We start from the raw sequence: 25,132 nt of genomic DNA, 5'->3' as shown, positions 1-25,132 counted from the left end.
CCGACCGCACCGTCCGGAACGGCGGTTGTGCCGCTCCAGTACGCCGTGACGGGCACCGGCGGGGTCGGGCCCGCCGGTGCGGTGGGGGCGATCGAGCGGGTGCTGCTGGACGGGTTCGACCCGGAGGCGGCACCCGCCCGCTCGGCCGTACCGGTGCCCGCCGGGGAACTGCTGATGATGCCGGCCGCCGCCGGGCCGTACGCGGGCGTGAAGATCGCCGGCGTGGCGCCCGCCAACCCGGAGCGGGGACTGCCCCGGATCACCGGCAGCTACCTGCTGCTGGACGGGCCCACCCTGCAGCCGCTCGCCCTGCTGGACGGCGCCGCGCTCACCGCGCTGCGCACGCCCGCCGTCACCGCGGCCGCGCTCAAGCGGCTGGCGGTGCCGGAGGCCGAGCACCTGGTGCTGTTCGGCTCCGGGCCGCAGGCGTACGGGCACCTGGACGCCCTGCTCGCCGTACGGCCGCTGCGCCGGCTCACCGTGGTGGCGCGCAACGCCGAACGGGCCGAGGCGCTGGCCGCCTACGGGCGCAAGCTCGGGCTGACGGCCGAGGTCGGCGGCCCGCGGGCGGTCCGCGAGGCGGACCTGGTGGTCTGCTGCACCACCGCGCGCACGCCGCTGTTCGACGGCGCCCTGGTGCCCGCGCACGCGGCGGTCGCGGCGGTCGGCTCCCACGAGCCGGAGGCGCGCGAGGTCGACGAGCTGCTGGTCCAGCGGGCCGAGCTGTACGTGGAGGCGCGTACGGTCGCGGGCCGGGAGGCCGGGGACCTGCTGATGGCGGGCGTGGCCGGACGGCAGCTGTGGAACCTCGCCGAGCTGGTGCGCGGCGACGCGCTGGTGCCGGACGGGCGGCCGCGGTTCTTCAAGAGCGTCGGGATGGCCTGGCAGGACCTGGCCGTCGCGGCGGAGGTGTACCGGGCCGCGCCGTAGCGGTTCGGCCGCCGTGGCAGCTCGGTTGTCGTAGCGGTTCGGCCGCCGTAGGCGGCCGGAGGTTCAGTCGCCGTAGAGGCAGAGCCAACTGCCCGGGATGGCCGCGCAGTTGGCGAGCAGGTTGCGCAGGTCGCGGACGGCCGCCCGCTGCGCCTCGGTGGTGCAGCGGGCGAGCAGGGCGGTGGCCTCCTCGAAGGCGGCGCCGGCGTCCTGCTCGTTGAACAGGGTGTCGCCGTACGGGTCGATCCGGCCGAGCCGGTGGTCGGACGGGCGGGTGTGCCCGGCCAGGGCGTCGGCGAGACCGGCGCCGTGGCCGGTGGACAGGTGCAGCAGGTTCGGGCTGGTGCGGCGGCCGTTGTTCGGGCGGCCGTCGTACAGTGCCGCTTCGATCGACAAGTGCGTTACTCCTGGCCGTGGTCGGGAGTTGTGGAACCGGAGCCGGCGCAGCGGGAAGGGATCCCCCGCTGCGCCGGCTCCTCACGTTTTCCGGGCGTCCTGCCGGTGGCGGCCCGGTGTGGTCAGGCCCGGTCGTCCGCGTAGGCGGTGAGCAGGCGGGCCAGGTGCTTGCCGGTGACCAGCAGCGGTTCCTCGCTGCGGGCGACCTGGGCGGCGAGCTCGGCGCCCTCCAAGGTGTTGATCACGGTGCCGGCCAGCTCGCGGGCGTCCTCCTCGCCGATGCCGGCGGCGAGCAGGCGGTCCGTCACGACGGCCCGCCAGTTGGCGAAGGCCTCCGCCACCGCCTCCTCGATCACCGGCACCCGGCCGACCGTCTCCAGAGCCGTGCTGGTGATCGGGCAGCCGTCCTGCCAGTCGGACGCGCGCAGTTCGGTGGCGAGCAGCCGGGTGCAGGAGGTCATCGCCTCGCCCAGGTCCGGCGAGGAGCCGAGCCCGGCGCGCAGCAGCACGGCGAACTCCTCGTCCCCGTGCCGGATCGCCTCGGCGGCCAACTCCTGCTTGCCGCCCGGGAAGAAGTGGTAGACGGAGCCGAGGGTGGCCTCCGCCTCGCGGGAGATCTGCTTGATCCCGGTGCCCTCGTACCCCTGGCGCTGCAGCAGCCGGGAGGTGGCCCGGACGATCCGCTCACGGGTGCCGGGCTTCGCTTCGGCCTTCGCGTTCGTCCTCGCGTGCGCGTTCGTGCCCGTCTTCGCGTTCGTCTTCGCGTTCGGGCTCGCGTCGGCTCTCTCGGGCGTCTTCACGCCGCGATCCTAGCCGAGGTTCTGGGTAGAGCGTTCGTTCTACTCCTGTGCTAGCGTCGGCTCCGGCGCTCTGGATAGAGCGCTCGTTCTAGAGAATCGTTTCCGGTGGAGGGGAAGACGCATGTCCGTGGAGCAGCAGTCGAAGCGGTCCGTGACGGTGATCGGGCTCGGCCCGATGGGGCAGGCCATGGCCGGGGCGTTCCTGGACGCCGGGTACGACGTCACGGTGTGGAACCGTACGGCCGCGCGGGCCGACGCGCTCGTGGCCCGCGGTGCGCAGGCCGCGCCCGGCGCGGAGGCGGCGGTGGCGGCGAACGAGCTGGTGGTGCTCAGCCTCACCGACTACGACGCGGTGTTCGGGGTGCTGGAGTCGGTCGAGCCGGCGCTGAAGGGGAAGGTGATCGCGAACCTCGGCTCGGACACCCCGGGGCGGGCCCGCGAGGCCGCCCGCTGGCTGGCCGAGCGCGGCGCCGGGCACCTGACCGGCGGGGTGCAGGTGCCGCCGTCGGGCATCGGCAGCCCCGGGTCGTCCACCTTCTACAGCGGCCCGGTCGAGCTGTTCCAGCGGCACCGTGACGCCCTGGAGGTGCTCACCGGGGTCGACTACCGGGGTGACGACCCCGGACTGGCGCAGTTGTACTACCAGATCCAGATGGACCTGTTCTGGTCCTCGATGGTCGGCTACCTGCACGCCACGGCGATCGCCGAGGCCAACGGCATCTCGGCCGAGGAGTTCCTGCCGTACCTGTCCTCGACCGCCGCCTCGATGGCCGGCTTCCAGGCGTTCTACGCGCCGAGGATCACCGCCGGGGACCACCGCGGCGACGTCGACCGGCTGGCGATGGCCCTGGCGAGCATCGAGCACGTCCGGCACACCGCGGAGGACTCCGGGGTGGACGGCGCCCTTCCGGCCGTCCTGGCGGAGGCGTTCCGGCGGGGCGCGGCGGACGGGAACGGTGCGGCCGGCCTGACCACCCTGGTGGGCCAGTTCCGCCGGGCGTAGCCCTCCGTACAGGGTGGAAGATCGTGTGCCGTCGGCCGTTGTCGCGGTCGACGGCCGCTGCCACCATGGCGTTCGGTGTCGCGAGGGGCCGTCGTCGCAGGTGTGTGAATCGTCTGCTGTTGCGTACGCAACGTAACGTGACATTGTACGCTGGTGTTCTGCACCCATCCGGAGGAACACCATGGCCGACCTCAAATCCCGCACCCTGATCTCCGTACAGGAGCGGCTTCGCGACCAGGTCGCCCACGCGCTCCGGGCGGCCCTGATCTCCGGCGAACTGCGCCCCGGCATGGTCTACTCCGCGCCCGCGCTCGCCGCCGACTTCGGCGTCTCCGCGACCCCGGTCCGCGAGGCCATGCTCGACCTCGCCCGTGAGGGCCTGGTCGAGGCCGTCCGCAACAAGGGCTTCCGGGTCACCGAGCTCACCGACCGCGACCTCGACGACTACACCGAGATCCGCGCCCTGATCGAGGTCCCGACCGTCGGCCGGGTGGCCCGCACCGCCACCGCGGAACAGCTGGAGCGGCTGCGCCCGCAGGCCGAGGCGATCGTCGCCGCGGCCCGCAAGCACGACCTGATCGGCTACCTGGAGGCCGACCGCCAGTTCCACCTCGACCTCCTGGGGCTGGCCGGCAACACCCGGCTGGTCGAGGTGGTCGGCGACCTGCGCAAGCGCTCGCGGCTGTACGGCCTCAACCGGCTGGACGAGCGCGGCGAGCTGGTCTCCTCCGCGGAGGAGCACCTGGAGCTGCTGGACCTCCTGCTCGCCGGTGACGCGGCGGGCGCCGAGGCCTGCATGATCCGCCACCTCAGCCACGTCCGCTCGCTGTGGGCCGGCGAGGAGAAGCCCGCCGAGCCGGAGTCCTCGGCCCTGCGACTGCGGTCCCGCTAGACGCTGAACCACTCGTCCGGGTGAAGTCTGAGGATCGGGCGCCCATGCAGATCACTTGGTCGAGAGCAACAACTACGACCCGGTGATCTTCAGGCCGGTGGTCGAGGTGACATCGTCGAACTACCTGACCGACGTGAAGGTCAAGCCGGCTCTGTATGCCGGTGCGGGAGTGCCCGTCCATCTCATCGTCGACCGCAAGAACCTGAAGGTCATGGTTCTGACCGAGCCGCGAGATGGCGAGTACCGGGTGCACGCCGTCCACCACCCCGGGCAGTCGTTCACGCTGCCGGAGTCGATCGGCGCCGCTGTGACGCTCTCGGTGGACGACGTGCTCATCGCCAAGAAGTAGGTCAGACCGCCGCGGCCGGGAGCGTCAGCCTTCCGTCGTGGACCTCGGCGATCTGGTCGACGGCCGTCAGGTGGGTGCGGTCGTGGGTGACCAGGACGGTGGCGGTGGCCCGGCGGTGGGTGAGGTCGGTGATCAACTCCAGGACGGCGGCGCCGCGTTCGTGGTCGAGGGCGCTGGTGGGCTCGTCCACCAGGAGCACCGTGGGGTCGTTCATCAGCGCGCGGGCGATGTTGATCCGCTGGCGCTGACCGCCGGACAGCTGGTGCGGGCGGCGGGCGGCCTGGTCGCGCAGGCCGACGGCGTCCAGGAGTTCCAGGGCCCGGGGCAGGGCGGTGCGCGGGGCGCGGCCGTCCAGGTGGGCCATCACCTGCAGCTGCTCCACCGCGGTGAGCGAGGGCAGCAGGTTGGCCTGCTGGAAGACGATGCCGATCCTGGTGCGGCGCAGCGCGGTGAGTTCCGCCCGGCTGAGGCCCGTGGTGTCGGTGCCGTCGATGACCACCTGCCCGGAGTCCGGGGTGATCAGGGTGGCGGCGACCGCCAGCAGGCTGGACTTGCCGGAGCCGGAGGGGCCGACGACGGCGGTGAGGGAGCCCTTGGGGACGGTCAGCGAGACCTCGTCCAGGGCGGTGAGCCGGCCGTCGCCGTCCGGGTACGTGAGGGTGATGCGGTCGAGGACAAGACTCATCGGGCGCTCCCGAGGGCGGTCAGCGGGTCGACGGAGGTGATCCGGCGGATGGACAGGGCCGCGCCGATCGCGCCGAGGGCGATCATGACGGCGGCGGGCAGCAGGACGGTCGGGGCGTCCAGGACGAAGGGGACGGCGGAGCCGATCAGCGCGCCGAACCCGGAGGCGATCGCGGTGCCGACGACCGTGCCGAGCACCAGCAGCAGGACGGCCTGTCCGAGCGCGTCGCGCAGCAGGTAGCGGGTGGAGGCGCCGAGGGCCTTGAGGACGGCGATGTCGCCGCTGCGCTGGATCGTCCAGACGGTGAAGAACGCGCCGATCACCAGCGCCGAGATGGCGAACAGGAAGCCGCGCATCAGTTGGAGGGAGCCGTTCTCCGAGGTGTAGGAGCCGATCGCGGCGAGTGCGTCGTCGCGGGTGCGGGTCTCGGTGCCGTGGCGGGCGTCGGCGGCGGCCAGGTCGGCGCCCTTCGCGGTGTCGAGGGCGATGACGGTGGCGTGGCCGGCGCCGTTGGGGGCGAACTGCTGCCAGTCGCCGAGGCTGGTCCAGATCACCGGGGTGTGGCTGTACGCGGCGTCGCCCTCGACGGCGGCGACCTTCAGCGGGTGCCCGGCCAGGGTGAACTCGGCGCCGGCGGTGAGGCCGCCCAGGTTCTCCGCGGCGGTCTCGGACAGCACCGCCTGGCCGGCGGCGATCCGGGTGCCCTGCGGGGCGAGCCCGGAGCCGTCCGGGACGCCGAAGGCGGAGAGCGCGGCGGTGCGCTGGCCGGCGGCGGCCTTGGTGGTGGTGATGCCGATCGGCTGGGCGGAGGTGACGCCGGGCTCGCGGGCCCAGGCCTGCCACTGGTCGGGGGTGACCTGGGAGTCGGTGAAGGAGAGCTTCTGTCCGTCGGCCGGCTTGCCGAAGACCAGGTGGTCGGCGGGCAGGCCGGTGATCGCGGAGATGTTCTGCCGGCCGAGTCCGGCGGTCAGCCCGGACAGCAGACCGACCAGGACGGTGATCAGCACGATGACGGTCCCCATCAGGGCGAACCGCCCCTTGGCGAACCTGAGGTCCCTCCAGGCGACGAACACGGTGAGCCTCTCTCTGCGCAGTTTCTTTCGACGCTTCCACGGTGCCGGGCAGGCGGGCCCCGGGGCATCGCGCCGGGGATTGCATCCTGGGCATCAAAGGGAAGACGCCGAGTTCAACCTTTTGATTGATGCCGCGCCGCGGGCGCCGACTTAGGCTGGACGGATGGCGACCGAACGATCCAGAACCACCCCCGTCGCCCGCGTCCTCCAGGTCTGCCTGCACCTGCTCGTTGCGGGCCTGCTCGCGCTCGCCGTCGCCCGGGCCGTCTTCGTCGAGCGCGGCGGCGATCCGGCCGCCGTCGCCGCCGCGGCCACCGCGATGGCCGCCGTCTACACCGTCGGGCCGCAGCTGGCCGCCGTGCGCCGCTCGCGCCGGGCGGCCGCGCTCTGGCTGGTGCTGCTCGGCCTCACCTGGGCGGGCGTGCTGATCACCACCCAGGACGGGGTCTGGCTGGCGTTCCCGCTGTACTTCCTGGAACTGCACCTACTGGGGCGCCGCGGCGGGCTGGTGGCCGTCGGGCTGACCGCCGCCGCGTCGATCGCCGCCTGGTCCTGGCACCAGCACAGCTTCGGCTTCGCCGCCTCGATCGGGCCCGCGCTCGGCGCGGCCGTCGCCACCGCCACCGTGCTCGGCTACCAGGCGCTGTACCGGGAGAGCGAGGAGCGCCGCCGGCTGATCGACGAACTGACCGCCGCCCGCGCCGACGCCGCCGCCGCGCACCACACGGCCGGCGTGCTGGCCGAGCGGGAGCGGCTCGCCCGGGAGATCCACGACACCCTCGCACAGAGCCTCAGCTCCATCCAGCTGCTGCTGCGGGCGGCCCAGCGGGCCCTGCCGGAGCGCACCGAGGCCGCCGCCGGGTACGTCGAGCAGGCGCGGCAGGCCGCCCAGGACAACCTGGACGAGGCCCGGCGGTTCGTCCGGGCGCTCACCCCGCCCGCGCTGGACGGCGATCCGCTGCCGGTCGCGCTGGAGCGGCTGAGCGCGACGACGACGGCGCAGAGCGGACTGCCGGTGAAACTGCACGTCTCCGGCGCCCCGGTCCGGCTGCCGGCCGCGCAGGAGGTCGCGCTGCTGCGGATCGCGCAGTCGGCGCTCGGCAACACCGTCCGGCACGCGGGGGCCACCCGGGCCGAGGTGACGCTCAGCTACATGGAGGGTGAGGTGGCACTGGACGTGTACGACGACGGAGCCGGGTTCGACCCGGCGGCGGTCGCCGGCCGCACCGGCGGCGACGGCGGGTTCGGGCTGCCCTCGATGCGGGCCCGGGCGCGGGCGCTCGGCGGCGGCTTCACGGTGGAGTCGGCGCCCGGGGAGGGCACGACGGTGGCGGTGCAGCTGCCGGTCACCGCGGAGGTGGGCCCGTGATCCGGCTGCTCATCGCGGACGACCACCCGGTGGTGCGGGCCGGGCTGCGGGCGGTGCTGGAGTGCGAGCCGGACTTCGCCATCGTGGCGGAGGCGGCCACCGCCGAGCGGGCCGTCGAGCTGGCGGCGGAGCCGGGGGTGGACGTGGTGCTCATGGACCTCCAGTTCGGACCCGGGTCGGCGATGAACGGGGCGCAGGCCACCGCGGCGATCACCGCCCGGGCGGGCGCGCCGCGGGTGCTGGTGGTCACCACGTACGACACCGACGCGGACACCCTGCCTGCCCTGGAGGCGGGCGCCACCGGCTACCTGCTGAAGGACGCGCCGCCGGAGGAGCTGGCCCAGGCCGTGCGGGCCGCCGCGGCCGGGCGCAGTGCGCTGGCGCCCAGCGTGGCGGACCGGCTGCTGGAGCGGATGCGGACGCCGGCGGCGGCGCTCAGCGCCCGGGAGACCGAGGTGCTGGGGCTGGTCGCGGACGGGCTGACCAACCAGCAGGTCAGTCAGCGGCTGCACCTGAGCCAGGCCACGGTGAAGTCCCATCTGGTGCACATCTACACCAAGTTGGGGGTGGACTCGCGCACGGCGGCGGTGCGCGAGGCGCGGCGGCTGGGGCTGATCCGCTGAGCGTAGGGTGGGGGCGTTCCGTGCCCGTGGCAGTGTGAGGAGCGCCCGATGACCGTCCGGCTCGACGAGCTCGTCGTCCCCGTGATCGCCGCCCCGATGGCGGGCGGGCCCTCGACGCCCGAACTGGTGGCGGCGGTGAACCGGGCCGGCGGGCTGGGGTTCCTGGCCGCGGGGATGAAGAGCGCCGCGGGGATGTCCGAGCAGATCGCCGCGGTGCGGAGGTCGACCGACCGGCCGTACGGGGTGAACCTGTTCGTGCCGGGCCGGCCCGGGGACGGGGCGGCCGTCGCCGCGTACCGGGAGCGGCTGCGGCCCGAGGCCGAGCGGTGGGGCGTGACGCTGCCGGAGGAGACCGCGCCGGACCGGGACGACTGGGAGGCCAAGCTCGCCGCGCTGCTCGCGGATCCGGTGCCGGTGGTCTCGTACACCTTCGGGCTGCCGACGGCCGAGGAGGCGGCGGCGCTGCGGGCGGCCGGGACGACCCAGGTCGCCACCGTCACCACGCCGCAGGAGGCGCGGGCGGCGGAGGCGGTCGGGATGGACGCGCTGTGCGTGCAGGGGCCGGAGGCGGGCGGCCACCGCGGCACCCACCGGGTGACGGACCAGCCGGGGGAGCTGCCGCTGCTCCGACTGCTGCCCGCGGTACGGGAGGTGACGGGGCTGCCGCTGATCGCCGCGGGCGGGCTCGGTGACGGCCCGGCCGTGGCGGCGGCGCTGCGGGCGGGAGCGGTGGCGGTGCAGCTGGGTACGGCGCTGCTGCGGTCGGACGAGTCGGGTGCCCCGGCCGCCCACCGGGCCGCGCTCGTCGAACTGCCGGAGACGGTCGTCACCCGCGCCTTCACCGGCCGCCCGGCCCGCGGCCTGCGCAACGCCTTCATCGACCGCCACGGCCCGTACGCCCCGCCCGCCTACCCCGACGTCAACCGCCTCACCGCCCCCCTGCGCGCCGCCGCCGCCCGCCGCGGCGACACGGCCGCCATGCACCTCTGGGCCGGCACCGCCCACAAGCTCGCCCGCACCGGCCCGGCGGAGCAGATCGTCACCGCCCTGTGGCGGTCGGCCCGCGCCTGACGCGCCGGGGCGCGCGGCAGGGGGAGCGGACGACCAAGGTGGCTCGATCGCCCGCTCCCGGGCTCAGGAGAGCAGGGTCGCCATCCAGGATTCGACGTCGGTGGCGGCGCGGGGGAGGGCGCTCGACATCAGGTGGGCGCCGTCGGCGGTGATGACCAGGTCGTCCTCGATGCGGATGCCGAGGCCGCGGAGTTCGGCGGGGAGGGTTTCGTCGTCGGGCTGGAGGTAGAGGCCCGGTTCGACGGTGAGGACCATGCCCTCCTCCAGGGTGCCGTCGAGGTAGCGGTCGGCGCGGGACTTGGCGCAGTCGTGGTAGTCGAGGCCGAGCATGTGGCCGCTGCCGCAGAGGGTGTAGCGGCGGTAGAGGCCGTTGTCCTCGGCGAGGGCCTCCTCGGCGGAGACGGGCAGGACGCCCCAGTCGGCGAGGCCCTCGGCGATGACCCGCATGGCGGCGCGGTGGAAGTCGCGGAACTGCGCGCCCGGGCGCAGGGTGGCGATGCCGGCGCTCTGGGCGGCGAGGACGAGGTCGTAGGCCTGGCGCTGGACGGGGGTGAAGGTGCCGCTGAGCGGGAGGGTGCGGGTGATGTCGGCGGCGTAGAGGGTGTCGGTCTCGACGCCGGCGTCCAGCAGCAGCAGGGAGTTCGGGTCGAGGGCGCCGTCGTTGCGGATCCAGTGCAGCACGCAGGCGTGGGCGCCGGAGGCGGCGATGGTGGTGTAGGAGGTGCCGTTGCCCTCGGCGCGGGCGCGCAGGTCGAAGACGCCCTCGATCCAGCGTTCGCCGCGGTGGTGGCGCAGCGCGGTGGGCAGGGCGCGGACGACGTCCTCGAAGCCGGTGGTGGTGTGGTCGACGGCCAGTTGCAGCTGTCCGATCTCCCACTGGTCCTTGACCAGGCGCAACTCGGAGAGCACCGCGGCCAGTTCGCCGTCCCGGCGGTCCGCGGACGGCCGCCCGGTGGCCTCGTCGACCAGCGGGTCGGTGCCGGCCAGGACCCGGGTGGGCGGCTGCGGGCCGGCGAGCAGCTTGCCGAGGTCGTCGAGGTGTTCGGTGCGCACCCCGGTGAGTCGGGCCGCTTCGGCGAGGTCGGGGCGGGAGCCGACCCAGAACTCGCCGTACCGGCGGTCGCGGTAGAACTCGCCGCCGTCGCGCGGGGAGCGCGGACGCAGGTAGAGGACCGGCTCGTGGCCCTCGGGGCCGGCCGGTTCGAGGACGAGGACGTGGTCGGCCTGGTCCTCGCCGGTGAGGCCGGTGAGCCAGACGTACGCGCTGTGCGGGCGGAAGCGGTAGTCGAGGTCGTTGCAGCGGACCTTGAGGCGGCCGGCCGGGACGACCAGTCGCTCGCCGGGGAAGGCGGCGGAGAGCCGGGCGCGGCGGCCGGGGAAGCGGTCGTAGCCGGGGACCCGCTGGTCGGTGGGGAGCGGGGTCGCGGCCCAGCTGGTGGCCATGAACGAGGCGAGGGCGGGGGAGACCGGGAGGTCGTGGCTTCCGGTGTTGAGGCCGGTCGGGGGAAGGGTCACCGGTGAACTCCTAGGCGGGACTGGGGAGATGCGGGGCACGGACACAGCTCGGTAACGGGTGGCGTCACCTCTTGTGCAGTGCAATTTCACATTACTATGTTACGGGTCACACAGCGCAGCGGCCAGATCGGACGATCAGGCCCCCCACAGCGGAGTTGCAACATGACCAGGCGCACCCACGCCGCCCTCGCGGCGGCCCTCGCGGCGACCCTCACCCTCGGCCTCGGGGCCTGCTCGAACGACAAGAGCGACAGCGGCACCGACGCCGCCCCCTCCGACAGCAAGGGCCCGGGCGCGGCGTCCGGCTCGATCATCGGCGGCACCCCCGTGAAGGGTGGCACCCTCACCGTCCTGACCAACCAGGACTTCGCGCACCTCGACCCGGCCCGCAACTGGGTGGTGCCGCACATGGACTTCGGCACCCGGCTGCTCTACCGGACGCTGACCACCTTCAAGTCCGAGCCCGGCGCGGCCGGCAGCGAGATCGTCCCGGACCTCGCCACCGACCTCGGCAAGTCCTCCGAGGGCGGCAAGGTGTGGACCTTCACGCTCAAGGACGGCCTCAAGTACGAGGACGGCACGCCGATCAAGTCCGCCGACATCAAGTACAACGTCGAGCGGTCCTACTCCCCTGACCTCACCGGCGGCCCCGACTACGCGATCCAGTACCTGGCCGACGGCGAGAACTACAAGGGCCCGCTGAACGGCGAGCACCTGTCGAGCATCGAGACCCCGGACGACAAGACCATCGTCTTCCACCTGAAGCGCCCGGTCGCCGAGTTCTCCTCCACCGTCTCGCTGCCGACCTTCTCCCCGGTGCCGCAGTCCCAGGAGAAGGGCACCCAGTACGACGCCCGGCCGTTCTCCTCCGGCCCGTACAAGATCGAGACCTACGACCGCGGCAAGCAGCTGGTGCTGGTCCGCAACACCAACTGGGATCAGGCCACCGACACCGTCCGCAAGGCGTACCCGGACAAGGTCGTGGTCACCCAGGGCATCAAGGGCGGTCAGGCCGACGACCGGATCATCGCCAGCGACGGCGCCGACGCCAACGCGATCAACATGCCGTGGATGCAGCACGAGACCGTCGCCAAGGTGCTGCCCAAGCAGGACGTCAAGTCCCGGATGGCCGCCGAGGTCACCGGCTGTACCGACATGCTGTACCTGAACACCGCCAAGGCCCCCTTCGACGACCCGAAGGTGCGCGAGGCGATGATGTGGGCGGTCGACCGCGACGCGCAGGTGACGGCCTTCGGTGGCCCGGCGATGGCCGACGTGGCGACCTCCTACCTGCCGCCGTCGCTGACCGGCGGCGTCAAGTCCGACCCGCTGAAGATCCCGGCCACCGGGGACCCGGAGAAGGCCAAGAAGCTGCTCCAGGAGGCCGGCAAGACCGACCTCAAGGTCTCGCTCACCGTCTCGCTCGGCGACAAGACCCGCGCCGAGGCGATCCAGCAGTCGCTGTCCAAGGCCGGCGTCCAGGTCACCATCAACACCACCGACCCGTCCGCCTTCCAGGACACCGTCGGCGACACCAAGAACGCCCCCGAGCTGACCATCAACGGCTGGTGCCCCGACTACCCCTCCGGTGCGACCTTCCTGCCGTTCCAGTTCGACGGCCGCACCATCAAGGAGAAGGGCAACCAGGGCAACCTGAGCCAGTACAAGGACCAGGCCACGATGGACCGGATGGACCAGATCGCGGCCATGACGGACGTCAACGAGGCCAACAAGGCCTGGCAGCAGCTGGACCAGGACCTGGCGAAGAAGGCCCCGGCCGTCCCGCTGATCTGGCAGCGCCGCCCCCTGCTGGTCGGCAGCAACGTGGCCGGCGCGTTCGGCAACCAGGGCTACGCCGGCATGCTCGACCTGGGTGCCATCGGCCTCAAGGACCCCGCCAAGGGCAAGTGAGGGGCCGGAAGCGATGAGTACCACCACTGAGCCCCCCGCCGTGGCCGACGCCACGGCGGGGGGCGCCAAGAAGAGTGCCGGGCGCGGGCCCTGGCGGCTGGTCTGGGACCAGCTGTGGGCCAAGGGCTCGGCCCGGTTCGGACTGATCACCGTCGGCGTGCTGGTGCTGGCCGCCGCGCTGGCCGGCCCGCTCAGCTCGCTCGGCGGCTGGACCCCCGAGGAGTTCGACAAGCGCGCCATCGACCCGTACCTGGGCGGCGTGCCCCGGGGCGACTTCGGCGGGATCAGCGCCCGGCACTGGCTCGGCGTCGAGCCGGGCACCGGCCGCGACCTGTTCGCCCGGGTGCTGCACGGCGGGCAGGTCTCGCTGCTGATCGCCTTCACCGCGACCGCCGTCGTCGTGGTCGTGGGCACCCTGGCCGGCATCGCGGCCGGCTACTTCGGCGGGCGCGTCGACACGGTGCTGTCCCGGCTGATGGACCTCACGATGTCCTTCCCCTCGCTGATCTTCATGATCGCGATGATGTCGGTGGCCAAGGACGTCAACCGGATCCTCCTGATCACCCTGGTGATCGGGCTGTTCACCTGGCCCGGCATCGCCCGGGTGGTGCGCGGCCAGACCCTCTCGCTCAAGCACCGCGAGTACGTCGAGGCCGCCAAGGTCGGCGGGGCGCGCTCCTGGCGGATCCTCACCCGCGAGATCCTGCCGAACGTCTCCGGCCCGATCATCGCCTACACCACCCTGCTCGTCCCCGGCATGATCGCCACCGAGGCCGCGCTCAGCTACCTCGGCGTGGGCGTCCGCCCGCCGACGGCGTCCTGGGGCCAGATGATCGCCGAGAGCATCGTGCACTACGAGACCGACCCGACCTACTTCCTGATCCCGACCGCGTTCCTGTTCGTCGCCGTGCTCGCCTTCACCCTGCTCGGCGACGCGCTGCGGGACATCCTCGACCCCCGGGGAGGCCGGTCGTGATCCTCTACCTCGGCCGCCGGCTGCTCGGAGTGGTGGGCATCCTGCTCGCCATCTGCGCCATCACCTTCACCATCTTCTACCTGCTGCCCAACGACCCGGCCGCGGCCGCCTGCGGCAAGACCTGCAGCCCCGAGCGGCTCGCCGACGTCAAGGCCGCGATGGGCCTGGACAAGCCGGTCTGGGAGCAGTTCCTCGCCTACCTCGGCGGCATCTTCGCCGGCCGCGACTACGGCTCCGGCCCCAGCGCGGTGCACTGCGGCTTCCCCTGCCTCGGCTACTCCTACGAGTACGGGCTGCCGGTCTGGGACCTGCTCACCGACCGCCTGCCGGTCTCGATCTCGCTGGCCCTCGGCGCGGCCGCGCTCTGGCTGGTCCTCGGCCTCGGCGCGGGCGTCACCTCGGCGCTGCGCAAGGGCCGGCCGATCGACAAGACACTGATGGTGCTGTCCGTCGGCACCGCCTCGCTGCCGGTCTACTTCACCTCGATCATGCTGATCTGGGGCGTCGTCAGGACGGCCGGCCTGCTGCCCTACCCCTCGTACCACAAGTTCACCGACAACCCCCTGGAGTGGGGCTCCAACCTGCTGCTGCCGTGGATCGCGCTGGCCCTGCTGTACGCCGCCATGTACGCCCGGCAGAGCCGCAACTCGATGATCGAGGCGATGGCCGAGCCGTACATCCGCACCGCCCGGGCCAAGGGCCTGCCGCCGCTGACGGTCACCGTCAAGCACGGGCTGCGCTCCGGGATGACGCCGATCCTGACCATCTTCGGGATGGACCTCGGCGGCCTGCTGGCCGGCGCGGTGATCACCGAGTCGATCTTCGGCCTGCCCGGCGTGGGCCGGCTGTTCTACGACGGCCTGGGCCGTTCCGACCAGCCCGTCATCCTCGGCGTCACCCTGCTCGCGGCCTTCTTCATCGTCGCGGCGAACCTGCTGGTCGACCTGCTGTACGCGTTCGTCGACCCGAGAGTGAGGTACTGATGACCGGACTGTTGGAGGTCGAGGACCTCAAGGTCGCCTTCGACACCCCGCGCGGCACCGTCCGGGCGGTGGACGGGATCTCCTTCACCGTCGAGGCCGGGCGCACCCTCGGGCTGGTCGGCGAGTCGGGCAGCGGGAAGTCCGTCACCTCGCTCGCCGTCATGGGCCTGCACCGCGGCGCCAGCGTCACCGGCTCGATCCGGCTGAACGGCCAGGAGCTGAACGGGCTCGGGGAGAAGGAACTGGGCGTCGTCCGGGGCCGCCGGATCGCGATGATCTTCCAGGACCCGCTGTCCAGCCTGCACCCCTTCTACACGGTCGGCGAGCAGATCGCCGAGCACTACCGGGTGCACTTCAAGGCGAACCGCAAGGCCGGGAGGGCCAAGGCGGTGGAGATGCTGGCCGAGGTCGGCATCCCGGAGCCGGCCCGCCGGGTCGACGAGTACCCGCACCAGTTCTCCGGCGGCATGCGCCAGCGCGTCATGATCGCCATGGCGCTCGCCTGCGAGCCCGAGCTGCTGATCGCCGACGAGCCCACCACGGCCCTCGACGTCACCGTCCAGGCGCAGATCCTCGACCTGATCGCCCGGATCCAGCAGGAGCGCGGCCTCGGCGTCGTGATGATCACCCACGACCTCGGCGTGGTCGCCCGGGTCGCCCACGAGGTGCTGGTCATGTACGGCGGCCGGGCCGCCGAACAGGCCCCGGTGGACCGGCTGTTCGCGCAGCCCGCGCACCCGTACACGCGCGGCCTGCTGGACTCGCTGCCGCGCCTGGACGACACCGACGACGCCCCGCTGCGGGCCATCCCCGGCAGCCCGCCGTCGCTGATCGCCCCCGCCCCCGGCTGCTCCTTCGCCCCGCGCTGCGCCCGCACCACCGCGGCGTCCGTCGAGGAGCACGCCCGCTGCCTGGCCGAGCGCCCCGTGCTCGACCGGCTCGCCCCCGGCCACCAGGCCGCCTGCCACCTGCCGCTGGTGCCGGAAGGGGTGCTGTGATGACCACGCCGTCGACGAAGGGCGCGGCCGGGCCGCTGCTCTCGGTACGGGACCTGGTGAAGACCTTCCCCGGTCGGCGAAGCCGCACCGGGCGGCCCGGTGCGCCGGTCCGGGCCGTGGACGGGGTGAGCTTCGACGTCGGCGCGGGCGAGACCCTCGGCCTGGTCGGCGAGTCCGGCTGCGGCAAGTCCACCACCGGGCGGATGATCGTCCGGCTGCTCGACCCGACCTCGGGCACCGTCACCTTCGACGGCACCGAGATCGGTGGGCTCTCCCAGGCCCAGCTGCGGCCGCACCGGCGCGACCTCCAGATGGTCTTCCAGGACCCGTACTCCTCGCTCAACCCCCGGCAGACGGTGGCCCGGATCATCTCCGAGCCGCTGCTGGTCCAGGGCGGGAGCGCGGCGGACGCGCGCAAGCGCGCCGCCGAGCTGATGGAGCTGGTCGGGCTGATCCCCGAGCACCTGGACCGCTACCCGCACGAGTTCTCCGGCGGCCAGGCCCAGCGCATCGGCATCGCCCGCTCGCTGGCCACCTCGCCGCGGCTGGTGATCGCCGACGAGCCGGTCTCCGCGCTGGACGTCTCCATCCAGGCCCAGGTGGTCAACCTGATGGAGCGGCTCCAGCAGGAGCTGGGGCTGGCGTACGTGTTCATCGCGCACGACCTCTCGGTGGTCAAGCGGGTCTGCGACCGGGTCGCGGTGATGTACCTGGGCCGGATCGTGGAGATCGGCGACAAGGCCGAGGTGTACGGGAACCCCGCGCACCCGTACACCAAGGCGCTGCTGTCCGCCGTTCCGCTGCCCGACCCGGAGGCGGAGCGCCGGCGGGAGCGGATCGTGCTGCTCGGCGACCCGCCGAGCCCGGCCGACCCGCCGCCCGGCTGCACCTTCCACCCGCGCTGCCCCAAGGCCCAGGACCTCTGCCGCACCGAGCGGCCGCTGCTGAAGATCGCCGGGCCCGGCGAGCGGCAGGCGGCCTGCCACTTCCCGGAGGCCTGAGGCCGCCCGAAAAAGCCCCCGGTCGGACGCGGCGGGGAACCCTGCGAGGGCCGCGTCCGACCGGGTTCCACCCCTTTCCCCGCCCCATCCTCGACGGGTGGCCCGCCCATTCCTCGGCGGGTCACCCGCTCTCTTCCCGGCGGGTCACCCGCTCTCTTCCCGACGGGTTTCCCCGCTCACTCGCTCACTCCTCGACGGGCAGCAGGCCCTCCTCCGGCAGCAACCGGCGCGGGCCCGGGCCCTCGGCCGCCAGTTCGTCCCCCGGGTTGAGCACCCGGCAGCGGCGCAGGGACACGCAGCCGCAGCCGATGCAGCCGGTCAGCTCCTCCTCCAGCCGCTCCAACTCGGTCCGGCGGGCGCGCAGCTGCTCGGCCCAGCGCCGGGAGATCCGCTCCCAGTCGTGCTTGCCGGGCATCCGGTCCTCGGGCAGGCCGGTGAACACCTCGGCGACCTCGGAGAGCGGGATGCCGAGCCGCTTGGCGACCAGGATGAGCGAGATCCGGCGCAGCACGTGCCGCCGGTAGCGCCGCTGGTTGCCCGACGTGCGCTCGGCGGAGATCAGCCCCTGGTCCTCGTAGAAGCGCACCGCCGAGGTGGCGATCCCGGCCCGGCGGGCCACCTCGCCGACACTCAGCAGATCGACCGGCGCGGTGGTCATGGCGGCTCCTTGACTTCAAGTTCTATTGAAGTCCTAGCGTACCGGACGTGACCGAATCACCTGCGGTCGAGAACCGCACCACCGCTGCCCAGCTGGACAGTTGCCCGCCGGAGTCGCCGTCCGCGGGGGCCTCCGGCGGGTGGCGCGAACTCTTCTCCCGCCGTTACGCCGCCCCCGCCTCGATCCTGGCCGGCGGCGTCGCGCTGTACGCGATGAACCTCTACTTCACCGCCGCCCTGATGCCCTCGATCGTCGCCGACACCGGCGGTGAGCGGTACTACGCGTGGGTGGCCACCGGCTTCCTGACGGCCGCCGTCATCGCCTCGATGCTGGTCAGCCGGCTGCTGGACCGCCTCGGCGCGGCCCGGGCCTACGTGCTGGGCTTCCTGGTCTTCGGCGCGGGCGCGGTGATCAACGCGCTCAGCCCGTCGATGGCGGCTCTGATCCTCGGCCGGGTGGTGCAGGGCCTCGGCGGCGGACTGGTGGCCGGGCTCGGCTACGCCGTGATCCGCAGCGCCCTGCCGGAGCGGCTGTGGACCCGCGCGGCCGGACTGGTCTCCGCGATGTGGGGCGTCGGCACCCTGGTCGGACCGTCGCTGGGCGGGCTCTTCGCCCAGCTCGGGGCCTGGCGCGGGGCGTACGTCCTGCTGCTGGTCGCCGCGCTGGCGCTGGCGGTGGTGGCCCGCCGGGTGCTGCCCGGGCGCTCCGGGGCGGGGCACGGCAGCGGCCCGGTGCCGCTGCCCTCACTGCTGCTGCTCACCCTGGCGGCGGCCGCCTTCAGCATCAGCTCGACGGTGCCGAGCGGCTGGCCGACCGCCGTGTGCCTGCTCGCCGGACTGGCGCTGTTGGTGGGATTCGTGGCGGTCGAGCGGCGCGCGGCGGCCACGGTGCTGCCGCGGCAGACCTACCGGGCCGGCAACCCGCTGAAGTGGCTCTACCTGACCGTCGCGGTGCTCTGCGCGGGCGTGGTGACGGAGAACTTCATCCCGCTGTTCGGCCAGCAGCTGGGCGGCCTCTCCCCGCTGGTGGCCGGCTTCCTCGGCGCCACCACCTCGGCGGGCTGGACCACCGCCCAGCTGTTCAGCGTCGGCATCGAGTCGGCCCGCGGCCGGGCCCTGGCGATCCGCGCCGCCCCGCTGGTGCTGGTCGGCGGGCTGCTGGTCTACGGGCTGTCGCAGACCGGGCACGCCTCCGGGCCGAGGGTGCTGCTCTGGGCGGTGGCGCTGTTCGGCGCCGGCACCGGGATCGGGCTGGCCTTCCCGCACCTGAGTGTGGCCGCGATGCGCAGCAGCAGCGATCCGGCGGAGGGCGGCAAGGCGGCCGCGGCGATCAACACCACCCAGCTGATCGCCTTCTCGGTGACCTCGGCGCTGGCCGGCACCCTGGTCAACCTGGGCGGGGACGCCCCGGTCGACTCGGCCCGGTACATGACCCTCGGGATCGCCGCGATCACCGCCCTCGGCGTGGTCACCGCCGCGCGCACCGCCCGAGGCGTGGGGAACTGAGCCGCGGCGCGCACCGTCCGCGGTGTGGTCACCGCCGCGCGTACCGCCCGCGGCGTGGTCACCGCCGCGCACACCGCCCGCGGCCCGGGGACGTGGGCCGCGGCGGGCACGAGCAGGCCCCGGATCCCTTTTCGTCGGGGGGATCCGGGGCCTTTCGTCACGGCGGTGCGGGCCTCAGGAGGCCGGGCCCACCCGGACGGTGGTGATCTTCCCGCCCTGGGACTCCCGGACGACCTCGATCTTCGTGTTGGTGTCCGGCACCTTCACCGTCAGCTGCGGCGTGGCCGGGTCGCCGTACACCCCGGTGTGGTCGTTGAACACCGGGACGGCCGGCTTGGCCGGGACGCGCACCGGGACGCCGCCCTTGTGCAGGGTGAACGCCGTGGTCGGCTTGAGCGAGAAGGTCGCGTCGTAGGTCTGCGCCCGCCCGTTGACCAGCGTCCCGTCGGTGAAGCGGACCGGCGCCGGGCGGGCGTCGATCGGCAGGATCAGCCCGCCGCCGGGGTGGTCCTTGGTGTTGTTGTCACCGTACGAGGTGTCCCAGAGCCAGATCAGGACGCCTTCCTGGTACGGGTAGTTGTCCACCACGTTGGCCTTGCCCGCGACGCCGCTGTAGCCGAAGTTGTACGGGCCGGTCTTCAGGAACGCCCCGTAGCCGGTGTAGCGGCGGTTCTCGGCGAGGTACGCGCGCGGGTGCTGCTTGACGGCGGCGCGGCCGGTGATCACCGTGAAGCCGTTGGCCGTCCAGCCGTCGGTGCCGTTCTCGGCGCCGTCGGCGAACAGCACGGCGGTGCCGGCGGTGGCCTTCACGGCGTCCACCAGCACGCCCCGGCCGTGGGTGTTGCCGTCCGAGGTGGCGTGGAAGCGCAGCCGGACCTGCTGGCCGAGGTAGCCGTCCAGCGGGATGTGCAGCTGCTTGTAGCCGCCGGAAGCGCCGCTCAGGCCGGGGGTGTTGGCGTTGGTGTTGCCGATCGGGGCGCCGTCCACGGTGCCGCCGAGGGCGGTCCAGTGCTTGCCCTGGTCGGTGGAGGCCTCGACGGTCAGGAAGTCGTAGTCCTGCTCGGTGTCGTACCAGACCGCCGCGTCCAGGGCGGCCGGGCCGGCGGCGGTGCGCAGGTCGACGTCCCGGGCCAGGGAGTTGTCGAGGTTGTCGCCGGTGTCGCTCCACCACTGCCGGCCGCCCTCGTACGGGTCGGTGAGGTCGGTGCTGGTGGTGCCGTCCGGAAGGTGGACTAGGACCGCCTGGGCCTGGTCGGTGTTGTAGCTGCTCACCCCGAGGGCGTGGGTGGAGCGGGTGGCGGCCTGCGCCTCGTCGTAGTCGAGCCAGCCGAACTGCAGCTTGCTCCAGGCGTCGAGGTCACCGGGGTAGCCGCCGGTGGTGTTCGGGCCCTTGCCCAGGTACGAGCCGGAGGACATCAGCGACCAGAAGTTGACGCTGTTGTCGCCGCCGCTGGTGGAGTACAGGTCGGGCAGGCCGAGGTTGTGGCCGTACTCGTGGGCGAACAGGCCGACGCCGCTGTTCTCGCCCCCCTGGACGTAGTCGTAGACGTACAGGCCGGTGTCGCCGACCGGTGCGCCGCCGATCTTGTCGCCCTCCGGGCCGGTCTGCCCGGTCGCGTCCGGGAAGGCCCAACTGCGGTGCGCCCACAGCGCGTCGGCGCCCTGGGCGCCGCCGCCCCAGGTCTCGTCCACGCCCGCGTGCACCACGACGACGTTGTCCAGGTAGCCGTCCGGCTGGTTGAACTCGCCGTCCTTGTCGTGGTCGTAGCGGTCGTAGACGTCGTACTGGGCGAGCTGCGCCTTGACGTCGGCGACGGTGCGGCCCTTGGCGATCTCGCCGTCGTACCAGGCCTTGACGGCGTCCCGGATGAACTCCTGGCCCTGGGTCCAGGCGCCGGAGCCCTGCGGGCCCTTGTTGCTGCCGTAGCGGGCCTCGTTGTACGGGAGGGTGACCCAGTCGCTGACGGTGCCCTCGACGTCGTACCGGCCGGAGGACTGGGTGCGGTAGTAGTTGCGCATCGACACGGCGCCGGGCGTGTCGTCGAAGAACATCTTCTGGTAGTACGCGCGGTCGAAGTCCGCCGACCACAGGGTGTGGTTGTCGTCCTTGCCCGGCTTGGGGATCTGGTCGTGGCGCGGGCCGGGGGTGCCGCCGTAGCGGGGCTGGCCGTTCCACTGGGTGGTGTTGTCCACCTCGTCGCCGAACTGGGCGAGGATCACGAAGACCTTGTCCGTGCGCTGGTGCGCGAGCTGGACGTAGTCGTTGCCGATCTTCACCTTCGCCGGGGCCCGCTTGCCCGCGGCCTTGGCGACGGCACCCTTGTTGAGCTGTTCCAGGGCCTTGCCGCGCAGCGCCTGGCGCTCGCGTTCCTGCGGGGCCAGCGGTGCGGGCGGGGCCTCGGCGCCTTGTGCGGCGCCCTGGTCGGCGTCGGCCGAGGCCGCGGCGAGGGTGGCGGGGCTCGGGGGTGCGGCCTGGGCGGGGGTGCCCAGCAGGGTGGCCGCTATCGCGCCGGTGGTGAGCGCGGCGGCGAGGGCCGCGGACAGTCTGCGCAACTGACCGGTCCTTTCCGGGGGATGGGGGTCCTTCAGATCATCAGTCGATGAAGCGCAGGTAATATTTCACATGTGACGGGTCACGTGGAAGGGGTTGGGAGCAGGCGAAAGGGCGCCGCGGCCGAAGCCGCGACGCCCCTGAACCACCGAGCCCTCAGCCGGTGGCGCACTCCGGCGCCACGCTGATCGCGCGGGAGTGTCGCGGCCCGGTCGGGGCAGTGCGGCGGATCACCCCAGGGAAGCCCGCAGGAAGGCGAGTTCGGACTGGGCCAGCTGCTCCATCAGCCCGCCCGGGGTCATGTGGGTGGCACCGGGCAGCGGCAGCACGCTGTGCGGGCGGCCGGCCCTGGTGAGCGCCTGGGAGAGCAGCAGGGTGTGCGAGGGGTGGACGTTGTCGTCGGCCAGCCCGTGGATCAGCAGCAGCGGCCTGCTCAGACCGGGCGCGTCGGGGATCAGGCAGTCGTCGGCGTAGCCCTCGGGGTTGTCCTGCGGCAGGCCGAGGTATCGCTCGGTGTACGCGGTGTCGTAGAGCCGGAAGTCGGTGGGCGGGGCGCCCGCGCTGGCGGCGTGGAAGACGTCCGGGCGGCGCAGCACGGCGAGCGCCGCGAAGTAGCCGCCGTACGACCAGCCGCGCACGCCGACCCGGCCGAGGTCGAGGTCCGGGTGCTGCTCGGCGAGCGCGTGCAGGGCGTCGACCTGGTCGTCCAGCGCCACCTGGGAGAAGCGGCGGAAGATGGTGCGGGTGAAGGCGGGGGAGACGAACGGGGTGCCGCCGTTGTCGACGGTGACCACCGCGAAGCCCTGGTCGGCCCACCACTGCTTGAGCTGCCAGCGGCGCGGCTCGTTGGCCACCGCCTGGTAGCCGGGCCCGCCGTAGACGTCCAGCAGGACGGGCAGCCGCCGGCCCGGGACGTGGTCGCGCGGGTAGACCACGGCGCCGGGCAGGGCGCGTTCGGTGACCCGCGCGAGCAGCGGCTCCACCCGGTACGGCAGCGGGGCGCTGCGGTCGGTGAGCGGCAGCTCGCGGCCGTCGCGGCGGACGACGCGCCGGACGCCCTCCGGGGTGGCCGAGGTGAGCAGCAGGGTGTCGGCGGCGGCGAGGGCCGCGTGCATGCCGGGGCCGGAGGCGAGCGGCTCGGGTGCGCCGCCGTCCGGGTCGATCAGGTGGACGTACTGGTCGAAGGGGTCGCCCTCGCCGGTCTCGCAGAGCAGCCGGCCGTCCAGTCGGCCGACGACCCGGCGGATCTGCAGGCCGGTGGTGTCCAGCGGCTTGCCGTCCAGCGCGAGGCCGCGGGCCTGCGGGGTGTCGTGGACGGTGAGCAGCCGGCCGTCGGCCAGCCGGGCCGGGGTGCCGGGCAGGTCGTCCACCCAGAACTCGTCGGTGGTGCGGGAGAGTTCGGTGCTCTTGCCGGTGGCCGGGTCGGCGCTCAGCAGCAGCACGTTCTGCTGCAGGCGGTCGGCGACGGTCAGCAGCACCTCCTCGCCGGAGACCCAGGAGGCGGCGCAGACGTACGGGAACTGCTCGTTGTCCCAGTGCAGTTGGACCCGGGTGCCGTCGAGGCCGAGCACCCAGAGCTGGACATCCGCGTTGGGGCCGCCGGCCTGCGGGTAGGCGAAGTCCTCGGGAGCCTCGCCGGGGTGCGCCGGGTCGGCGAAGTACCGCCGGGGGACGCCGGATTCGTCCACCCGGGCGGCCAGCAGCGCGCCGCCGTCCGGGCGCCACCAGTGGCCCCGGGCGCGGCCGAGCTCCTCGGCGGCGGCGAACTCGGCGACGCCCCAGCGGGCGCCGTCGGCGGGGGAGAGCGGTTCCAGGGCGGGGGTGACGTACAGGGCGTCGTCGGCGACGTAGGCGACGCGCTGTCCGGTGGCGTCCGGCCGGGGGTCGAACGCGGGCCCGGCGACGGGGAGTTCGTCGCTGGTGCCGGCGGCGGTGTCGGTGCGGAACAGCCGGCCGTCCAGGGTGAAGACCGCGGCGGCGAGGTCGGCGGTGGCGGCGTACGTGCCGATGCCGGCAGCGACCAGCCGGGTGCGCTCGCGCAGCCGGCGCTCGACGACGGGCAGGTCCTCGCGCCGGCCGGTGCGGCCGGGCAGCAGCGCGGCCGGGTCGGCGACCAGCCGCTCCTCGCCGGTGGTGGTGTCGAGCAGGTGGAGGCGGTCGACCGGATCCTCCGGACCGGTGGAGCGCAGCAGCAGCAGCCGGGTACCGTCCTCGGCGAAGGTGTACGCACGCGGTGCGCCGAAGGTGAACCGGCCGGTACGGGCGCTGAGGGCAAGGAAGGCGTCGGTGATGGTCACGGCCCGATGGTGGTCGCGAGGTGCGTGCCCCGACCAGTAGTCTGTCATGTGAAATGTCACACATCAGTCAGTAGTGCCGGTGTCGGCCGGTGTCGGCCGGTGCCGGCCGGTACGGCGGGACGTCGAGCCGGAGGCGCGCCGGGCGCCGGTGTGCCAGACCGTCGCGCCGGGACCGTCGCGCCGGGACCGTCGCGCCGGGACCGTCGCGCCGGCCACCGGTGCGTCAGCCAACGGAGGAAACCGTGATCGAGGACCTGTGGGCCGCCGAACCCCCGGCCCCCCTGCCCGCCGCCGACGGGCTGTTCAGCGTGTCCGCGCAGGCCGCGCACCTGAACCACGGCTCGTACGGCGCCGTGCCCGTCCCGGTGCAGCGGGCACAGGAGCGGCTGCGCACCGAGCACGAGTGGGACCCGGACGGCTTCTTCGCCGACCTCCCGGCCCGGATCGCCGCCGCCCGCGCCCGGATCGCCGTCGAACTGGACACCGACCCGGACCGGCTCGCGCTGGTCTCCAACGTCACCGAGGCGGTCGCGATCGCCCTGGACACCATCCCGTTCTCGCCCGGCGACCGGATCCTGGTCACCGACCACGGCTACGGCGCGGTGACCCAGGCCGCGGCCCGCAAGGCCGCCGAGACCGGCGCCGAGGTGGTGGTCGCCCCGGTGCCGCTGGACGCCCCGGACGAACAGGCCGTCCGGGAGGCGGTGCTCGCCGCCGTGGACGGACGCACCACCGTCGCGATCCTGGACCAGCTGACCTCGCCCACCGCCCGTCTGGTGGCCGGCCCGGCCCTGCTCGCCGACCTGCGCGCCCGCGGCGTGACCACCGTGGTGGACGGCGCCCACGCGCCCGGCATGCTGCCAGCCCCGGTCGACCCGAACGCCGACTTCTGGTTCGGCAACCTGCACAAGTGGGCCTTCGCCCCGCGCGCCACCGGCGTGCTCGCCGTCCGCCCCGAGTGGACCGGCCGGGTGCGCCCGCTGGCGCTGTCCTGGGAGCACGACAAGGGGTTCCCGGGCAACGTGGAGTGGCGCGGCACCTGCGACTACACCCCCTGGCTGGCCGCCCCGGCCGGCTTCGAGCTGCTGCGCGAGCTCGGCCACCCGGAGGTGGCCGCCCACAACACCGCCCTCGCCGCGTACGGCCGCCGGGTGCTGGTCGAGCGGGCCGGTCTGGTGCCGCTGCCCGCGACGCCCGGGGTGTGGATGCGCACCGTCCGGCTGCCGGCCGGGTTCGGCGAGACCGAGCCGCAGGTGAAGGCGCTGATGGCCGAGGTGTGGCACCGGCTCGGCACCCGGATCGCCGTCCGCCCGTGGGCCGGCGGCGGGGTGCTGCGGGTCAGCGCCCAGCTGTACAACCGGCCGGGGGAGTACGAGCGGCTGGCGGACGGGCTGGCCGAGCTGCTGAAGGACTGACGCCCCCGGGGGTGGGTGAAGACATTTGCGACCATGGACGTGAGAGGAGCGATCCGGGGAGCGATCTCGTCGCACGGAAAAACGGTGCTATCGATGTCAGTCCTCCCGGGTAACCTCTCGCTGAGATGCGA

At 73.4% G+C, this 25,132-nt stretch carries 22 protein-coding genes; 14 read left to right on the top strand and 8 right to left on the bottom strand.

Going from position 1 to position 25,132, the window contains the following annotated elements; genetic code table 11:
* The first annotated feature begins 27 nt into the window (after window positions 1-27).
* Complete coding sequence (locus ABZ449_RS10330) at window positions 28-930, top strand: ornithine cyclodeaminase family protein (protein WP_360343277.1); 903 nt, start codon at window positions 28-30, stop codon at window positions 928-930.
* Window positions 931-993: 63 nt separating this feature from the next.
* Here ABZ449_RS10330 and ABZ449_RS10325 read toward each other — a convergent pair whose 3' ends face one another.
* Both ABZ449_RS10325 and ABZ449_RS10320 read right to left on the bottom strand, forming a co-directional pair.
* Window positions 994-1,326, bottom strand: coding sequence for a hypothetical protein (locus tag ABZ449_RS10325; RefSeq protein ID WP_360343274.1), 333 nt, complete (start codon window positions 1,324-1,326; stop codon window positions 994-996).
* Between the two features lie 122 nt (window positions 1,327-1,448).
* Window positions 1,449-2,006 (bottom strand): TetR/AcrR family transcriptional regulator, encoded by a 558-nt coding sequence (locus ABZ449_RS10320; protein ID WP_360343415.1) that lies wholly within the window; start codon window positions 2,004-2,006, stop codon window positions 1,449-1,451.
* Between the two features lie 241 nt (window positions 2,007-2,247).
* On the opposite strand from ABZ449_RS10320, the gene ABZ449_RS10315 reads away from it, so the two are divergent.
* From ABZ449_RS10315 to ABZ449_RS10305, 3 genes are all read left to right on the top strand, one after another.
* Entirely contained in the window at window positions 2,248-3,129 is an 882-nt protein-coding gene (locus tag ABZ449_RS10315) for an NAD(P)-binding domain-containing protein (protein WP_360343271.1), read from the top strand.
* Window positions 3,130-3,310: 181 nt separating this feature from the next.
* Window positions 3,311-4,021, top strand: a complete 711-nt coding sequence (locus ABZ449_RS10310) for a GntR family transcriptional regulator (protein ID WP_360343268.1) — start codon at window positions 3,311-3,313, stop codon at window positions 4,019-4,021.
* Window positions 4,022-4,076: 55 nt separating this feature from the next.
* Window positions 4,077-4,370, top strand: a complete 294-nt coding sequence (locus tag ABZ449_RS10305; RefSeq protein ID WP_360343265.1) for a Uma2 family endonuclease — start codon at window positions 4,077-4,079, stop codon at window positions 4,368-4,370.
* Between the two features lies 1 nt (window position 4,371).
* Here the strand turns inward: ABZ449_RS10305 and ABZ449_RS10300 are convergent, their stop codons facing one another.
* Window positions 4,372-5,055, bottom strand: coding sequence for an ABC transporter ATP-binding protein (locus ABZ449_RS10300; protein WP_360343262.1), 684 nt, complete (start codon window positions 5,053-5,055; stop codon window positions 4,372-4,374).
* The gene (locus tag ABZ449_RS10295; protein ID WP_360343259.1) at window positions 5,052-6,128 is read right to left on the bottom strand and encodes an ABC transporter permease; all 1,077 of its coding nucleotides are present in this window, start codon (window positions 6,126-6,128) and stop codon (window positions 5,052-5,054) included. The genes ABZ449_RS10300 and ABZ449_RS10295 overlap by 4 nt, the downstream gene beginning before the upstream one ends.
* Before the next feature lie 163 nt (window positions 6,129-6,291).
* Here ABZ449_RS10295 and ABZ449_RS10290 point away from each other — a divergent pair, with 163 nt between their 5' ends.
* From ABZ449_RS10290 to ABZ449_RS10280, 3 genes are read left to right on the top strand one after another with little or no spacing between them, the layout of a single operon-like run.
* Window positions 6,292-7,497: a sensor histidine kinase gene (locus ABZ449_RS10290; RefSeq protein ID WP_360343256.1), complete on the top strand. Its 1,206-nt coding sequence runs from the start codon at window positions 6,292-6,294 to the stop codon at window positions 7,495-7,497.
* The gene (locus ABZ449_RS10285) at window positions 7,494-8,120 is read left to right on the top strand and encodes a response regulator transcription factor (RefSeq protein WP_049656462.1); all 627 of its coding nucleotides are present in this window, start codon (window positions 7,494-7,496) and stop codon (window positions 8,118-8,120) included. The genes ABZ449_RS10290 and ABZ449_RS10285 overlap by 4 nt, the downstream gene beginning before the upstream one ends.
* Before the next feature lie 48 nt (window positions 8,121-8,168).
* Complete coding sequence (locus ABZ449_RS10280) at window positions 8,169-9,191, top strand: nitronate monooxygenase (RefSeq protein ID WP_360343253.1); 1,023 nt, start codon at window positions 8,169-8,171, stop codon at window positions 9,189-9,191.
* A gap of 63 nt (window positions 9,192-9,254) precedes the next feature.
* On the opposite strand, the gene ABZ449_RS10275 is transcribed toward ABZ449_RS10280, so the two are convergent.
* Window positions 9,255-10,706: an aminopeptidase P family protein gene (locus tag ABZ449_RS10275; protein WP_360343250.1), complete on the bottom strand. Its 1,452-nt coding sequence runs from the start codon at window positions 10,704-10,706 to the stop codon at window positions 9,255-9,257.
* 162 nt (window positions 10,707-10,868) lie between these two features.
* Between ABZ449_RS10275 and ABZ449_RS10270 the strand changes: the two genes are divergently transcribed.
* The 5 genes from ABZ449_RS10270 to ABZ449_RS10250 are packed head-to-tail and all read left to right on the top strand — an operon-like array spanning window position 10,869 to window position 16,575.
* On the top strand, window positions 10,869-12,617 hold the full coding sequence (locus tag ABZ449_RS10270) for an ABC transporter substrate-binding protein (protein ID WP_360343247.1): 1,749 nt from the start codon (window positions 10,869-10,871) through the stop codon (window positions 12,615-12,617).
* Between the two features lie 13 nt (window positions 12,618-12,630).
* On the top strand, window positions 12,631-13,593 hold the full coding sequence (locus ABZ449_RS10265; RefSeq protein ID WP_360343244.1) for an ABC transporter permease: 963 nt from the start codon (window positions 12,631-12,633) through the stop codon (window positions 13,591-13,593).
* Entirely contained in the window at window positions 13,590-14,576 is a 987-nt protein-coding gene (locus ABZ449_RS10260) for an ABC transporter permease (RefSeq protein WP_360343241.1), read from the top strand. Before ABZ449_RS10265 ends, ABZ449_RS10260 begins: the two co-directional genes overlap by 4 nt.
* Window positions 14,576-15,574: an ABC transporter ATP-binding protein gene (locus ABZ449_RS10255; RefSeq protein ID WP_360343238.1), complete on the top strand. Its 999-nt coding sequence runs from the start codon at window positions 14,576-14,578 to the stop codon at window positions 15,572-15,574. The genes ABZ449_RS10260 and ABZ449_RS10255 overlap by 1 nt, the downstream gene beginning before the upstream one ends.
* Window positions 15,574-16,575, top strand: coding sequence for an oligopeptide/dipeptide ABC transporter ATP-binding protein (locus ABZ449_RS10250; RefSeq protein WP_360343235.1), 1,002 nt, complete (start codon window positions 15,574-15,576; stop codon window positions 16,573-16,575). The genes ABZ449_RS10255 and ABZ449_RS10250 overlap by 1 nt, the downstream gene beginning before the upstream one ends.
* A gap of 184 nt (window positions 16,576-16,759) precedes the next feature.
* Here ABZ449_RS10250 and soxR read toward each other — a convergent pair whose 3' ends face one another.
* Window positions 16,760-17,233 (bottom strand): redox-sensitive transcriptional activator SoxR, encoded by a 474-nt coding sequence (gene soxR / locus ABZ449_RS10245; RefSeq protein ID WP_360343232.1) that lies wholly within the window; start codon window positions 17,231-17,233, stop codon window positions 16,760-16,762.
* A gap of 47 nt (window positions 17,234-17,280) precedes the next feature.
* Between soxR and ABZ449_RS10240 the strand changes: the two genes are divergently transcribed.
* Window positions 17,281-18,738, top strand: coding sequence for an MFS transporter (locus ABZ449_RS10240; RefSeq protein ID WP_360343229.1), 1,458 nt, complete (start codon window positions 17,281-17,283; stop codon window positions 18,736-18,738).
* A 174-nt stretch (window positions 18,739-18,912) separates the two neighbouring features.
* On the opposite strand, the gene ABZ449_RS10235 is transcribed toward ABZ449_RS10240, so the two are convergent.
* Window positions 18,913-21,291 (bottom strand): immune inhibitor A domain-containing protein, encoded by a 2,379-nt coding sequence (locus ABZ449_RS10235; RefSeq protein WP_360343226.1) that lies wholly within the window; start codon window positions 21,289-21,291, stop codon window positions 18,913-18,915.
* A 228-nt stretch (window positions 21,292-21,519) separates the two neighbouring features.
* A complete protein-coding gene (locus tag ABZ449_RS10230; protein WP_360343223.1) occupies window positions 21,520-23,586 on the bottom strand; it encodes a prolyl oligopeptidase family serine peptidase in 2,067 nt (688 codons plus the stop codon).
* A gap of 242 nt (window positions 23,587-23,828) precedes the next feature.
* On the opposite strand from ABZ449_RS10230, the gene ABZ449_RS10225 reads away from it, so the two are divergent.
* Window positions 23,829-25,001 carry an aminotransferase class V-fold PLP-dependent enzyme gene (locus tag ABZ449_RS10225; protein WP_360343220.1) on the top strand — a complete coding sequence of 391 codons (1,173 nt, stop codon included), beginning with the start codon at window positions 23,829-23,831 and terminating at the stop codon, window positions 24,999-25,001.
* Window positions 25,002-25,132: the final 131 nt, after the last annotated feature.

Source organism: Kitasatospora sp. NPDC005856 (assembly GCF_040629945.1).
Classification (GTDB): Bacteria; Actinomycetota; Actinomycetes; order Streptomycetales; family Streptomycetaceae; genus Kitasatospora.
This window is presented reverse-complemented; position numbering and strand designations above follow the sequence as displayed.